The organism is Streptosporangium sp. NPDC023825 (genome assembly GCF_040639575.1).
Classification (GTDB): domain Bacteria; phylum Actinomycetota; class Actinomycetes; order Streptosporangiales; family Streptosporangiaceae; genus Streptosporangium.
Genome location: NZ_JBFAAE010000043.1, coordinates 39,914 through 52,759 on the forward strand (window position 1 = coordinate 39,914; position 12,846 = coordinate 52,759).

The 12,846-nt window shown below is 71.3% G+C and carries 12 protein-coding genes; 9 read left to right on the top strand and 3 right to left on the bottom strand.

Annotated features, from left to right (window positions below):
• Window positions 1-318: 318 nt before the first annotated feature.
• Together AB0G15_RS29760 and AB0G15_RS29765 are read left to right on the top strand one after the other, a co-directional pair.
• Window positions 319-711, top strand: a complete 393-nt coding sequence (locus AB0G15_RS29760; protein ID WP_037972535.1) for an anti-sigma factor — start codon at window positions 319-321, stop codon at window positions 709-711.
• A 17-nt stretch (window positions 712-728) separates the two neighbouring features.
• Window positions 729-1,508 carry an RNA polymerase sigma factor SigF gene (locus AB0G15_RS29765; RefSeq protein ID WP_362697768.1) on the top strand — a complete coding sequence of 260 codons (780 nt, stop codon included), beginning with the start codon at window positions 729-731 and terminating at the stop codon, window positions 1,506-1,508.
• Here the strand turns inward: AB0G15_RS29765 and AB0G15_RS29770 are convergent.
• Entirely contained in the window at window positions 1,505-1,900 is a 396-nt protein-coding gene (locus AB0G15_RS29770) for a hypothetical protein (protein ID WP_362846109.1), read from the bottom strand. The genes AB0G15_RS29765 and AB0G15_RS29770 overlap by 4 nt on opposite strands.
• A 78-nt stretch (window positions 1,901-1,978) precedes the next feature.
• On the opposite strand from AB0G15_RS29770, the gene AB0G15_RS29775 reads away from it, so the two are divergent.
• Both AB0G15_RS29775 and AB0G15_RS29780 read left to right on the top strand, forming a co-directional pair.
• Window positions 1,979-2,938: a diacylglycerol kinase family protein gene (locus AB0G15_RS29775; RefSeq protein WP_362846111.1), complete on the top strand. Its 960-nt coding sequence runs from the start codon at window positions 1,979-1,981 to the stop codon at window positions 2,936-2,938.
• 280 nt (window positions 2,939-3,218) lie between these two features.
• A complete protein-coding gene (locus AB0G15_RS29780; protein WP_362697760.1) occupies window positions 3,219-3,473 on the top strand; it encodes a WhiB family transcriptional regulator in 255 nt (84 codons plus the stop codon).
• A gap of 178 nt (window positions 3,474-3,651) precedes the next feature.
• Here AB0G15_RS29780 and AB0G15_RS29785 read toward each other — a convergent pair whose 3' ends face one another.
• Window positions 3,652-5,115, bottom strand: coding sequence for a histidine kinase N-terminal domain-containing protein (locus AB0G15_RS29785; RefSeq protein WP_362846113.1), 1,464 nt, complete (start codon window positions 5,113-5,115; stop codon window positions 3,652-3,654).
• Window positions 5,116-5,183: 68 nt separating this feature from the next.
• Between AB0G15_RS29785 and AB0G15_RS29790 the strand changes: the two genes are divergently transcribed.
• The 5 genes from AB0G15_RS29790 to AB0G15_RS29810 all read left to right on the top strand — a co-directional run bounded on the left by AB0G15_RS29790 (window position 5,184) and on the right by AB0G15_RS29810 (window position 10,784).
• The gene (locus AB0G15_RS29790) at window positions 5,184-6,344 is read left to right on the top strand and encodes an 8-amino-7-oxononanoate synthase (protein ID WP_362846115.1); all 1,161 of its coding nucleotides are present in this window, start codon (window positions 5,184-5,186) and stop codon (window positions 6,342-6,344) included.
• Window positions 6,341-7,060, top strand: a complete 720-nt coding sequence (locus AB0G15_RS29795; RefSeq protein ID WP_362697751.1) for a GntR family transcriptional regulator — start codon at window positions 6,341-6,343, stop codon at window positions 7,058-7,060. Before AB0G15_RS29790 ends, AB0G15_RS29795 begins: the two co-directional genes overlap by 4 nt.
• Window positions 7,061-7,123: 63 nt before the next feature.
• The gene (gene bioD, locus AB0G15_RS29800; protein ID WP_362846117.1) at window positions 7,124-7,846 is read left to right on the top strand and encodes a dethiobiotin synthase; all 723 of its coding nucleotides are present in this window, start codon (window positions 7,124-7,126) and stop codon (window positions 7,844-7,846) included.
• A gap of 43 nt (window positions 7,847-7,889) precedes the next feature.
• The gene (gene bioB / locus AB0G15_RS29805) at window positions 7,890-8,885 is read left to right on the top strand and encodes a biotin synthase BioB (RefSeq protein WP_362846119.1); all 996 of its coding nucleotides are present in this window, start codon (window positions 7,890-7,892) and stop codon (window positions 8,883-8,885) included.
• A gap of 246 nt (window positions 8,886-9,131) precedes the next feature.
• Window positions 9,132-10,784, top strand: a complete 1,653-nt coding sequence (locus AB0G15_RS29810; RefSeq protein WP_362846121.1) for an acetolactate synthase — start codon at window positions 9,132-9,134, stop codon at window positions 10,782-10,784.
• A gap of 101 nt (window positions 10,785-10,885) precedes the next feature.
• Here AB0G15_RS29810 and AB0G15_RS29815 read toward each other — a convergent pair whose 3' ends face one another.
• A complete protein-coding gene (locus tag AB0G15_RS29815) occupies window positions 10,886-12,643 on the bottom strand; it encodes a serine/threonine protein kinase (protein ID WP_362846123.1) in 1,758 nt (585 codons plus the stop codon).
• Window positions 12,644-12,846: the final 203 nt, after the last annotated feature.

Genomic DNA, 12,846 nt, shown 5'->3' on the forward strand with positions numbered 1-12,846 from the left:
GACGCCTCCTTGATCCGGATCGGGGTCCGCGCGGACGTGCCGCCTCCGGCACGTCGCCCGGGCCGCGATGTCTCGACCCCGCCTGACAGGCCGGATCCCGGTGCGCTGGAGCCGCCCCGGCCCGGGGCCAGGTTGCGACGCGCCGGAGCCACCATAAGTACAGTGCCCCTTTTGCGTATCTTCAGGGGTTCTTGACGGTGGCAAATCGCCTCGATCGCGAGTCCAAGCGGGCCAACCACCGTCCCAGGGCTGTAGGTTGCAGTCAGCGACTCTGCGAGGAGGAACGTGACCGAACACACCGAGGCGCCCGCGGTCGGCATGGGCGGGATCCGTGACGTGGTGAGCGTCCGGCTGCCGGCGACGAGTGCCTATCTGTCCGTGCTGCGTACGGCGACAGCCGCGCTTGCCGTACGGCTGGACTTCACGCTGGACGAGATCGAGGATCTTCGGATCGCGGTCGACGAGGCGTGTGCGATGTTACTGACCCAGGCCGTTCCCGGCACCGATCTGACTGCCGAGTTCGAGCTCACCGGGCAGTTGATGAAAGTGCGGGTCGAGGTCAGCACGGTGGGAAGCACCCCTCCCAAGCGCGACGACTTCGCGTGGATGGTGCTCACCGCCCTGGCTGACGATGTGGATGCCGTAACCGACTCCCCCGACCGTATGGCGATCGTCCTCCGCAAGCGCCGAGGCGCGGCGAGGCCGGCGTGACGGAAAGGACTCGTGCCATGGCCGCCAGCGACCACGCGGTGCCCGACCGGGTGCGTGCGCGCCTGCTCTTCGCGGAACTGGTGGAGTTGACCGCCGACGACCCGCGACGCCAGCGCATCCGCGACGAGCTCGTCGAGCTCCACCTCCCCCTCGTCGAATACCTCGCCCGCCGGTTCCGCAACCGGGGCGAGTGGCTGGACGACCTCACCCAGGTCGCGACCATCGGACTGATCAAGTCGATCGACCGCTTCGATCTCGGCCGCGGGGTGGAGTTCTCCACCTACGCGACCCCGACGATCGTGGGCGAGATCAAACGCCACTTCCGCGACAAGGGCTGGGCGGTCCGCGTGCCGCGCCGGCTGCAGGAGCTCAAGCTCTCGCTCACCAAGGCGATCAGCGAGCTCTCCCAGCGGGAGGGACGCGCGCCGACCGTGGCCGAGCTGGCCGCGTTCCTGAAGATGAGCGAGGAGGAGGTGCTCGAGGGGCTGGAGTCGGCCAACGCCTACTCCACGGTCTCCCTCGACGCGCCCGACTCCGGCGACGACGACGCGCCGGCGGTGGCCGACTCCCTCGGGATCGTGGACGACTCCCTGGAGGGCGTCGAGTACCGCGAGTCGCTCAAGCCCCTGCTGGAGCGGCTGCCTCCGCGCGAGAAGCGGATCCTGCTGCTGCGTTTCTTCGGCAACATGACGCAGTCCCAGATCGCCACCGAGCTCGGCATCTCGCAGATGCACGTGTCCCGGTTGCTGGCCAGGACCCTCGCCCAGCTCCGTGAGGGCCTGACCGTCGACGACTAGCCGGACGGCCGGTCCTGGTCCCCGTAGAGGGCTTGCGTCGTCGGCGGGGACAGCAGCGCGACCAGTCCGACCACAGCGAGGGCGATCAGCGAGAAGCCGATCACCCGCTGGTCGGACTGGATCAGCGTGACCGAGACCGGGATGGCGAAGATCTGCGTCAGCACGCCCGGGCTCCGCGCCCACCGCTCCGAGTGGATCATTCCCCAGCCGACCCAGAGCAGGGCGGCGCCGACGATGATCCCGAACGCGGCGACGGCGATCGAGCTCATCAGGTCGGACGGCCGGCCGATCACCGTCTCCACGCCGGCGTAGCCGCCGAGGAGCAGGGCGGTCGCGCCTTCCAGCGCCATGACGACGGCGGCGACGGTGAGGGTCAGCGGGCGGTTCGGCACGGGGCCAACCCTATCGCCGGGTACAGTCGCCCGCCGCTTCGCCGCCTCGGTCCGGTTTCCGGCGGATACGCTGAGGCCATGCGCGCGATGCTCCTGGTGAATCCGAAGGCGACGACGACCAACCAGCGAACCAGGGACGTTCTCATCAGGGCGCTGAGCGCGACGATGAACCTGACCGTCGAGGAGACCGAGTACCGGGGGCACGCGACACAGCTCTCCCGCAAGGCGCACGCCTCCGGCTACGACGCGGTGGCCGTGCTGGGTGGTGACGGCACCATCAACGAGGCGGTGAACGGGCTGCTCGACCCGGTGGACGGCAAGGCGGGCGACGAGGGCAGCTCGGCCGACCGGCCCGCGCTGCTGGCGATCCCCGGTGGCAGCGCCAACGTCTTCGCAAGGGCCCTGGGCCTGCCGAACGACCCGGTCGAGGCGATGGGGGCGATCCTGGAGGCGATCCGCGACGGCCGGAGGCGGACCGTCGGGCTCGGCCAGGCGATCTGGGATGACCACAGTAGGTATTTCACGTTCTGTAGCGGCCTGGGGTACGACGCCGAGGTGATCAGGGCGGTCGAGGGGATGCGGGGCACCGGCCGCAAGGCGACGCCCACCCGCTACGTGAACACCGCGTTGCACCACTACCTGTCGACCGACAAGCGCCACCCGCCGATGACCGTGGAGGGCCCGGAGGTGCCTCGGACCGGCGGCATCTTCATGGCCGTCGTCTCCAACACCTCCCCGTGGTCGTTCATCGGCCCGCGGCCGGTCTCCCCGACCCCGTGGGCGAGCTTCGAGACCGGGCTCGACCTGCTGGGCCTGCAGCGCCTCGGCCTGCCCTCCATGCTCCAGCTGATGCCACAGATCCTCGGCGCCCGCGACACCCTGCCGACGGGCCGCCACCTGGTGCAGCTGCACGACGAGAAGGAGTTCACCCTGAGTTCCAGGCGCCCGGTGGCGTTCCAGCTGGACGGGGACTACCTGGGGGAGGTCGAGCGCATAACGTTCCGGTCTATCCCCGACGCGTTACAGGTCTTGGTCTGATCGGTTACGTACGGCCTGTGTGACGCATCCGACATCCATTTCGGGTAAAACGTTCTCCCAAACCTCTTGCGTGTACTAAGCGTGGCTGACAATCTCAGGATTGACGTCGGAACGTAGGACCTTTGAGCGACCACCTCGCTCCCAGGTCACCGGCGATCAAGCGGACAGACCCCCGACCCGAACCACGGACCGGGGAACCGTTCGCGCTGGTTAGTGAAACTCTTCACAAAGTGAGCCGCTGGAGCCGACGCAAGGGCTCCTCATACGAAGGAGTGGACGCATGGACTGGCGCCACAACGCTGCCTGCCGTGACGTGGACCCCGAGCTGTTCTTCCCGATCGGCAACACCGGCCCCGCCCTGATGCAGATCGAGGAAGCCAAGCAGGTCTGCAACACCTGCAGCATCAGCGAAGCGTGTCTGAAGTGGGCGCTGGAGTCCGGGCAGGACGCCGGAGTCTGGGGCGGCCTGAGCGAGGACGAGCGACGCGCTCTCAAGCGCCGCACGGCCCGTGCCCGCACCCGCACGAGCGTCTGAAGCCGAAGCCCCACCTGATCGTCTCGAAGAGGCCCGCTTCCGCAGGGCCTTCGAACCGGCCGCCACACCGCGACATCGCGGCGAGAACGCTCCTTCCCGGCCCCCTCTCTCCTCGGGCCGGGCGACGGGCACGCCCCGCGGCGAGGGCGTGACCTGACGCCGTTTCCCCCTCCCCCGCTCAGATCGCGGGGAGGGGAATGCTCAGGCTCACCTCGGTCCCGCCGCCCTGGCGCGGCTCGATGGCGAGCCGCCCGGACAGCTCGCTCACCACCAGGGTCCTGACGATCTGCAGGCCGAGGCTGGTGGTCCGGTCGAGATCGAAGTCCTCGGGCAACCCGCTCCCGTCATCGGACACGATCACGTCCAGCCGCTCGGCCCCCCGTGACACGATCACCTGCAGCCTGCCCTGGCGCTGTGCCAGCCCGTGCTGGACCGCGTTCTGCAGCAACTCGGTGAGAACCATCGCCAGCGGCGTCGCGACCTCCGAGCGCAACACCCCGAACGTCCCGACGCGAAGCGGCACCACCTGCGTCTCCGGGGCCGCGACCTCTCCCGTCATCGCGATCACCCGGTCGGCGATGTCGTCGAAGTCGACCTGTTCCTCGGGCGTGTGGGAGAGCGTCTCGTGCACGATCGCGATCGACCCGACCCTGCGCACCGCCTCCTCCAGCGCCTCCCTGCCCTCCGGCAGCTGCATCCGCCTGGCCTGGAGCCGCAGCAGCGCGGCCACCGTCTGCAGGTTGTTCTTCACCCGGTGGTGGATCTCCTTGATGGTGGCGTCCTTGGTCATCAGCTCCCGCTCGCGGCGCCGCAGCTCGGTCACGTCCCTGATGAGCACCAGCGCGCCGATCCTCCCGCCACCGACGACCAGCGGGATCGCCCGCAGCTGCACGACCGTGCCGCCCGACTCCACCTCCGTCTCCCTGGGCTCCCGCCCGCTCGCGACGAGCATCAGGTTCTCGTTGATCGGCTCGTCGGAGTAGCAGAGCGTCGCGGTCGTACGGCCCAGCTCCGCGCCGACCAGGTCGGCGTTGAGGCCCAGCCGCCGGTAGGCCGACAGGGCGTTCGGCGAGGCGTACGTGACGCGGCCCGCCCGGTCGAGCCGGAGCAGGCCGTCGCCGACCCTCGGCGAGCGGACCAGGATCGGCTCGGCGCCGGAGAACGGGAAGCGGCCCTCGGCCACCATCTGGGCCAGGTCGGAGGCGCTCTGCAGGTAGGTCAGCTCCAGCCTGGAGGGAGTGCGCGCGGAGGACAGGTTCGTCGAGCGCTGGATGACGCCCAGGAAGTGATCGGCCCGCCGCACCGGGATGGTCTCCTCGCGGACCGGCACCCCGCTCGACCAGTCCGGATCGCCCTCGCGGCAGATGCGCCGCTCGTTCCAGGCCGTCTCCAGGAGCGGCTGCTCCCCCTTGGCCGCCGTCATCCCCACGATGTCGTCGTGATAGACCGTCGGCCCCGTGGTGGGTCTCATCTGCGCGATCGCGATCCAGCCGGAGCCCTCCTTCAGCGGGATCCACAGGATCAGGTCCGCGAAGGAGAGGTCGGCGAGGAGCTGCCAGTCGGAGACCAGCGAGTGCATCCACTCCAGGTCCGCATCGTCGAGCGCGGTGTGACGAACCGCCAGGTCGCTTAGAGTCGGCACCCGTGCATCATGCGTTCTTTGCAGGCCCGAACGCGAATCGGGTGAGTCCGGCTGGAAAGATGCCGCTTATGGAGCAGACCCCCGACCCGCTGGCCCGGTTCCGCACGGCGGCGGCCACGAGGGAGGCGGCAGGGCTGCGGCGGGTCCTGCGCGCCCGCACCCCCGACGACGACGGCCTGATCGACCTGGCCTCCAACGACTACCTCGGCCTGGCCAGGGACGAGCGGCTGGTCGAGGCGGCCGTGGCGGCCACCCGGGACTGGGGTACCGGCTCCACGGGTTCCCGCCTGGTCACGGGCTCCACGGCCCTCCACGCGCTCTTGGAGACGCGCCTGCGCGCCTTCGCCGGAGCGCAGGGCGCCCTGGTCTTCTCCTCCGGCTACCTGGCCAACCTGGCCGCCGTCGCGGCCCTGGGCAGGGGCGCCCTGGTGGTCTCGGACGCGGGCAACCACGCGTCGATCGTGGACGCCTGCCGGCTGTCGCGCTCGCGGGTCGTGGTCACCCCGCACAAGGACGTGGCGGCCGTGGAGAAGGCGCTGGCCGGCCGGGACGAGGAGCACGCGATCGTGGTCACCGACGCGGTCTTCTCCGTGGACGGCGACCTCGCCCCGCTCCCGGAACTGCACGCGGCGGCGGCGCGGCAGGGCGCGCTGCTGGTCGTCGACGAGGCCCACTCGATCGGGGTCATCGGCGCTCGCGGGCAGGGCGCGGTGCACGCCGCCGGGCTCGCGGCCGAACCGGGCGTTGTGAGAACGATCACACTGTCCAAATCCCTGGGATCGCAGGGCGGGGCCGTGCTGGGCGCGCCCGAGGTGATCCAGACCCTCGTCGACACGGGACGCTCGTTCATTTTCGACACCGGATTGGCACCGGGCAGCGTTGCGGCGGCACTCGCCGCCGTCGATATCCTTCACCATCAGCCCGAACTGCCCGGACGCGTGCGAACCAGGGCGAGGGAGCTGGCCGCGACGGCCCGCGATCTCGGCCTGGAGACCGGCGATCCGGCGGGTGCGGTCGTCCCCATCGTGCTCGGCCCACCCGAGACCGCGCTTCGGGCCGCCCTCATCTGCGCGGAACACCGGGTGCGCGCCGGATGCTTCCGGCCGCCCTCGGTGCCGGTCGGCCGCTCTTGCCTGCGGTTGACGGCACGGGCCAATCTGAGTTCCGATGATCTAACGGTGATCCGGGGTGCACTCACCGCCGTGGCCGAGATGAAGGTGACCATGTGAGCGACGACTCCCCGAGGATCCCGAAGTACTACGACGTCAAACGCAGCCTGCTCGCCCTCACCAAGAGCCTGCCCGCGGGCAGCGCCCTGCCTCCGGAACGGGCCCTCGCGGTCCGCTTCGAGACGTCGCGCACGACCGTGCGCCAGGCCCTGTCCGAGCTCGTGGTCGAGGGCCGCCTGGTGCGCATCCAGGGCAAGGGAACGTTCGTCGCGCAGCCCAAGGTCGCCCAGGTCCTCCAGCTGACCTCCTACACCGGGAACCTGAGGACCGCCGGCCTCGAACCCGACACCAAGATCCTCGACACCAGTTACGTCACCGCCGACGAGCCGCTGGCCCGCCGCCTGGCCATCAACGCCGGTGGCCGCGTCCTGCGCATCCACCGCCTCCGCCTGGCCAACGGCGAGCCGATGTCGATCGACACCACCCACCTGTCGGCCCGGCGCTTCCCCCGCCTGCGGCGGGAGCTCGAGGTGCACTCCTCGCTGTACGAGACGCTGTACAACGCGTACAACGTGCGGCTGACCGACGCCGAGGAGATCATAGAGACCGTGCTGGCCACCCCGTACGACGCGCAGGTGCTCGGCGTCGACGTCGGCCTGCCGATGCTCCTGCTCACCCGGCACGCCTTCGACGCGGACGGCAACCCGGTCGAGTGGGCCCAGTCCCTGTACCGGGGAGACCGCTACAAGTTCGTCACCCGCCTGCGCCGCCCCTGACCCGGCCCTGACACCCACGACGGCGCCGGGCCCGCGCGGGCCCGGCCGCCTAAGGTGAGACGGGTGAGCATTCTCGTGGTCACCGGGACCGACACCGGGGTTGGGAAGACGGTCGTCACCGCGGCGGTGGCCGCGCTCGCCAGGGAGCGGGGCTCCTCGGTCGCGGTGGTGAAGCCCGCGCAGACCGGGGTGTCCGGTGTCGAGCCTGGCGACGTGGACGACGTCATCCGGCTGTCCGGGGTACGCACGACCTTCGAGCTGGCCAGGTACCCCGCCGCGCTGTCCCCGGCCGCGGCGGCTCGCCTGTCCGGCCTGCCGCCGGTCTCCGTCACGCGGGCGGCGGCCCGGATCGAGGAGCTGGCCGACTCGCACCGGCTGGTGATCGTCGAGGGGGCGGGCGGGCTGCTCGTCCGCTTCGACGAGGAGGGCGCGACCCTCGCCGACCTCGCCCGGGCGCTCTCGGCCCAGGTGCTCGTGGTGACCAGGGCCGGGCTGGGCACGCTCAACCACACCGCGCTGACGCTGGAGGCGATGGCCCACCGGGGGCTGGAGCCCGCCGGAGTGGTGATCGGCTCCTGGCCGGCCGAGCCCGGCCTCGCCGAGCGGAGCAACGTGGCGGACCTGGAGATGCTGGCCGCCCGGCCGCTGGCGGGCGCCGTCCAGGAGGGGGCCGGGTCGCTGGAGCGCGACGCCTTCGTCCGCGCGGCCCGCGCGGGACTGGGCTCGGCGCTGGGTGGCGGCTTCGACCCCGCTTCCTTCCGCGCCACCCTTAGGCTTTCCCCGTAGCCGGAGCCGCGGAGTTCTTCCTTCTCCACGCTGGAGGTATTTGATGAGCGACATCCTCGAGATCGCCCGGGCCCAGGTGCTGGAGGAGGGACGCGGCCTCGACGCGGCGCAGGCGCTGCGCTGCCTGGAGCTGCCCGGCGACCGCCTGGCCGAGCTGCTGGCCCTCGCCCACGAGGTGCGGATGAAGTGGTGCGGCCCGGAGGTGGAGGTCGAGGGGATCGTCTCCCTCAAGACCGGCGGCTGCCCGGAGGACTGCCACTTCTGCTCGCAGTCGGGGCAGTTCTCCTCCCCGGTCCGCGCCGTCTGGCTGGACATCCCCTCGCTGGTCGAGGCCGCCAGGGAGACCGCGGCGACGGGAGCCACCGAGTTCTGCATCGTGGCCGCCGTACGGGGCCCCGACCGGCGGCTGATGGACCAGGTCCGCCAGGGTGTGAAGGCGATCCGCGAGGCGGTCGACATCAACGTCGCGTGCTCGCTGGGCATGCTCACCCGGGAGCAGGTGGACGAGCTGGCCGAGATGGGCGTGCACCGCTACAACCACAACCTGGAGACCGCGAGGTCGCACTTCGGGCAGGTCGTCACCACCCACACCTGGGAGGAGCGCTGGGACACCTGCCTGATGGTGCGCGAGGCCGGGATGGAACTGTGCTGCGGCGGCATCGTGGGCATGGGCGAGACGCGGGAGCAGCGCGCCGAGTTCGCCGGGCAGCTCGGCGAGCTGGCGCCCGACGAGGTCCCGCTGAACTTCCTCAACCCGCGTCCCGGCACCCCCTTCGCGTCCTTCCCGCTGCTGGAGGGGCCGGAGGCGCTGCGGACGATCGCCACCTTCAGGCTCGCGCTGCCCCGCACGATCCTGCGCTACGCGGGTGGCCGCGAGCTGACCCTGGGCGACCTGGGCACCCGCGACGGCATGCTCGGCGGCATCAACGCGATCATCGTGGGCAACTACCTGACCACCCTGGGCCGTACGGCCGAGGCCGACCTCGGCCTGCTGGCAGACCTCAAGATGCCCATCAAGGCGCTCTCCGACACCCTCTGAGCCCCGCGCGAGGCTCCTCGTGAGACGCGAGGAGGCTCGCGGGCCGGCGGTCGTCCCGGCGGGCCCGAGCTCCGGCCCGTACCCGACCCCCCGCCGGTCCCGTACGGTCCGCGCGGGCTCGCCACCAGGTGTTGCGCGGCCTATTTCCGGATAGACGCGATATGCGACGGCCGCATTAGGCGAAGGGATCTGGGCAGGGAGAACAATCCCTGTCCGGCTAAGTGACTGACTGGTAGGTTGCGCGATATGGAGTCTCCCAAGCACGCAGGTGACATAGCGGTCGCCGTCTCCAAGGCATACGGCATCGAGACCATGTTCACCCTGTCCGGCGGGCACGTCTTCCCGCTCTACGACGGTGCGGTCCACGAGGGCATGCCCATCCTGGACGTCCGCCACGAGCAGAGTGCCGTCTTCGCCGCCGAGGCGACCGCGCGGCTGACACGCAAACCCGGGCTTGCCGTGCTCACCGCGGGCCCCGGCATCACCAACGGCGTCAGCGGGGTGGCCACCGCGCACTTCAACGGATCCCCCGTGGTGGTCATGGGAGGCCGTGCCCCGCAGTCGCGCTGGGGCTCGGGCGCGCTGCAGGAGATCGACCATCCGCCGCTGTTCGCGCCCATCACCAAGCTGGCCTTCACCGGCTCCGGCGCCGACTCCGTCGCGCAGGACGTGGAGATGGCCTTCCGCACGGCCCTCGCCCCGCACCGCGGCCCCGTCTTCCTCGACTTCCACATGGACCACCTCTTCTCGGCCGCGCCCGCGCTCGAGGAGGCCCCCGAGACGCTGACCCCGTCGCCGCTGGAGCCCGACCCCGACGCGCTGGCCGCGATCGCCCAGCTGATCGCCGAGGCCCAGCACCCGGTGCTGGTGCTCGGCTCGGACGTGTGGATGGATCGTGCCGAGGAGGTCGCCAGGAGCTTCGTCGAGGAGTACCGCCTGCCGGTCATCCCCAACGGCCAGGGCCGCGGCATCCTGCCCGCCGGTCACGAGCTGCTGGTCACCCGGGCCAGGGGGATGGCGTTCTCACAGGCCGACCTGGTGATCGTGGCGGGCACCCCGATCGACTTCCGCCTCGGCTACGGCTGGTTCGGCGGCAAGGACGGCGCCCCGCTCGCCAAGGTCGTGCACCTGGCCGACGCGCCGTCGCAGCTGACCACGCACATGGACCCCGCGGCCGTCGCCGCCGGCGACCTCTCGCTGCTCTTCTGGAGCCTCGGCGCGGCCTGCGCCAACGCGGGCGTCTCCCCCAAGAACTACGCGCCCTGGGTGACGCAGCTGTCCGAGGCCGCCTCGGCCGCCATCGCCGCCGACACCGCCCTGCTGGAGTCCGCGTCCGACCCGATCCACCCGATGCGGATCTACGGGGAGCTGAGCAGGATCCTCGCCGACGACGCCGTGGTGATCGGCGACGGCGGCGACTTCGTCTCGTACGCGGGCAAGTACGTCGAGCCGCGGCAGCCGGGCAACTGGCTCGACCCGGGCCCGTACGGCTGCCTGGGCACCGGCCTGGGGTACGCCATCGCCGCCAGGATCGCCCGTCCCTCCTCGCAGGTGGTGCTGTTGCTCGGCGACGGCGCGGCCGGCTTCTCGCTGATGGACGTCGACACGCTCGTGCGACACCGCCTGCCCGTCGTGATGATCTGCGGCAACAACGGCATGTGGGGCCTGGAGAAGCACCCCATGCAGATGCTCTACGGCTACGACGTGGCCGCCGAGCTGCAGCCGCAGTGCCGCTACGACCAGGTGGTGACCGCCCTCGGCGGCGGCGGCGAGCTCGTCACCGACCCGTCGGAGATCGGCCCGGCCCTGCGCCGCGCGTTCGACTCCGGCATCCCCTACATGGTCAACATCGCCACCGACCCCTCGGTGGCCTACCCCCGGCACACCACGGGCATCTAGGAGAGCGCCACCGGGCTCGCGCACGGGGACCGGAAGGTCCGCGGCGCGAGCCGGTCGTCACCTCGCGGGACCGGAGCTCGCCGGTCCTCACCTTGTGGGACTCAGGGCTTGCCGGTCGGCGTCGGGGTGGGCGTCGGCGGGCAGTCGGCGATGGCGGCGATGATCTCCACCGGCTTGGACGGATCCCACATCGTGCCTCCGCCCGGGTTGGACTCGACGATCTGGGTGCAGTCCTCCGGCTTGACGTCGGCGCTGTAGGAGACCGTCACCTTGAAACCCGCCTGCTTGAGCGTCGCGCTCGCCGTCTCCGGCTTCATGCCGATGGTGTTCGGGACACTCTTCTTCGGCTTCGGCTTCGGAGTCGGGGTCGGCGTGGGGGTGGGAGTCGGTTTCGGCGTCTTCGTCGCCGCCGTCGGGGTGGGGGTCGGTGACCCCTCGTCCGGAGTGGGCTTCGGGGTGGGCCGGTTCTGTGACGGGCGCGACACTCTCGGAGTGGCCGTCGGCGTCTTGCGGGGCGGCTTCGTCCCGGACACCTTCGACGGCTTGCCGGCGCTGGGCGTGGCCGCCGGGTACCTCATGGGATCGGTGTTCGACGTCTGCCCGGTGGCCGCCATCCCGTTGATCGCCACCGCCACGAGGCCCGCGCACACCACGGCCGCGACCGCCGACGCCACGACCAGCCCGCTCTTGCTCCGCGGCTTCTGCGCGGCACGGCGACCACGGCCCTGCGCGCCCGCCTCGGCGGCCGCCCCGGCTCCCGCCGTCGGCGCGGTGGAGTGCTGCGAGCCCCCCTGCCAGTTGCCGGTCGGCGCCTGCGATCCCTGCCAGTTTCCCGTCGGCGCCTGGGCGTCCTGCCAGCTGCCGGTGGGGGCCTGAGCGCCCTGCCAGCCCGTCTGCGGCGTGGCCGACCCCTGGCCCTGCTGCCAGCCGGTCTGCCCCTGCGGGCCCGGCTGGGGGAGCTGCGCCTGCCATCCGGTCCCCGGCGGCTCGGCCTGCTGCGCGGACGCCGACAGCGTGTCGCCGCCCTCCGCGCCGAAGGCCGCCTGCCTGGCGGCGGCGCTCATGGCCGCGGCGCTGGGGAAGCGACGGGCCGGATCCTTGGCGAGGGAGCGCTCCACAAGCGCGCGAACCGCGGGCGGGACGTCCGGCGGCAGCGGCGGCGGCGTCTCGCGGATGTGCTTGAGCGCGATGGTGACGGGCGTGTCGCCGTCGAACGGGCGCTGCCCGGCCAGGCACTCGTACGCCACCACGCCCAGCGCGTAGATGTCCACGGCGGGCGTGACGGGCGCGCCCTCGGCCTGCTCGGGCGCGCAGTAGGCGGCGGTGCCGAGCACCATGCCCGCGTCCGTCAGCCGGCTGGCGGTGTCGGACCTGGCGATGCCGAAGTCGGTGAGCACGAGCGTGCCGTCCGAGCGCACCAGCAGGTTGCCCGGCTTGATGTCCCGGTGGACGATGCCCTGGTCGTGGACCGCCTGCAGTGCCGAGGCCGCTTGGGCGATGAGGTCCATCGCGGCCCCGGGGGCGACCCGTCGCAGCCGCCCGAGCAGGCGGTCGAGCGGCTCGCCGTCGACGAACTTCATCACCAGGTATGCCGTCGCCCCCGCGCCGGGCACCTCGTGAACCCCGTAGTCGTACACGTCGACGACCCCGGGGTGGTTGATCGTCGCCATCGCCCGGGCCTCACCCTGGAAGCGAACCAGGAATCCCGGATCGTCCGTACGGCCCGGGAGCAGCACCTTTACGGCGACAGTGCGGGCCAGGACGATGTCCTCGCCCTTCCACACCTCGCCCATACCGCCGGCGCCGATGCGGGTGCTCAGGCGATACCGCCCCGCCAGCGTCGTGCCTTGGGCCACCATGACTCCCCCGTAACCCTCTCCACTCCTACCTCAGAGCTCTCAACAAAGCGCACCCGTATCGCGGCACCGTCACAGCGCTGTAACGAAACCCTGCATGCCGGATGGCTCACAAACGAGACGCGTGCCGTAGCATCGCACAAAACCTGGCACTTTTGGGCGTACTTGTGCACCTTGCAGGCCCTTGCGTCCAGGGCCGCTCAGGA

What these genes read in the sequence shown, in the direction of transcription:
- AB0G15_RS29760 (WP_037972535.1), top strand. Translation starts at nt 319, where the DNA reads ATGGGCGGGATCCGTGACGTGGTGAGCGTCCGGCTGCCGGCGACGAGT.
- AB0G15_RS29765 (WP_362697768.1), top strand. Translation starts at nt 729, where the DNA reads ATGGCCGCCAGCGACCACGCGGTGCCCGACCGGGTGCGTGCGCGCCTG.
- AB0G15_RS29775 (WP_362846111.1), top strand. Translation starts at nt 1,979, where the DNA reads ATGCGCGCGATGCTCCTGGTGAATCCGAAGGCGACGACGACCAACCAG.
- AB0G15_RS29780 (WP_362697760.1), top strand. Translation starts at nt 3,219, where the DNA reads ATGGACTGGCGCCACAACGCTGCCTGCCGTGACGTGGACCCCGAGCTG.
- AB0G15_RS29790 (WP_362846115.1), top strand. Translation starts at nt 5,184, where the DNA reads ATGGAGCAGACCCCCGACCCGCTGGCCCGGTTCCGCACGGCGGCGGCC.
- bioB (WP_362846119.1), top strand. Translation starts at nt 7,890, where the DNA reads ATGAGCGACATCCTCGAGATCGCCCGGGCCCAGGTGCTGGAGGAGGGA.
- AB0G15_RS29810 (WP_362846121.1), top strand. Translation starts at nt 9,132, where the DNA reads ATGGAGTCTCCCAAGCACGCAGGTGACATAGCGGTCGCCGTCTCCAAG.
- AB0G15_RS29815 (WP_362846123.1), bottom strand. Translation starts at nt 12,643, where the DNA reads ATGGTGGCCCAAGGCACGACGCTGGCGGGGCGGTATCGCCTGAGCACC.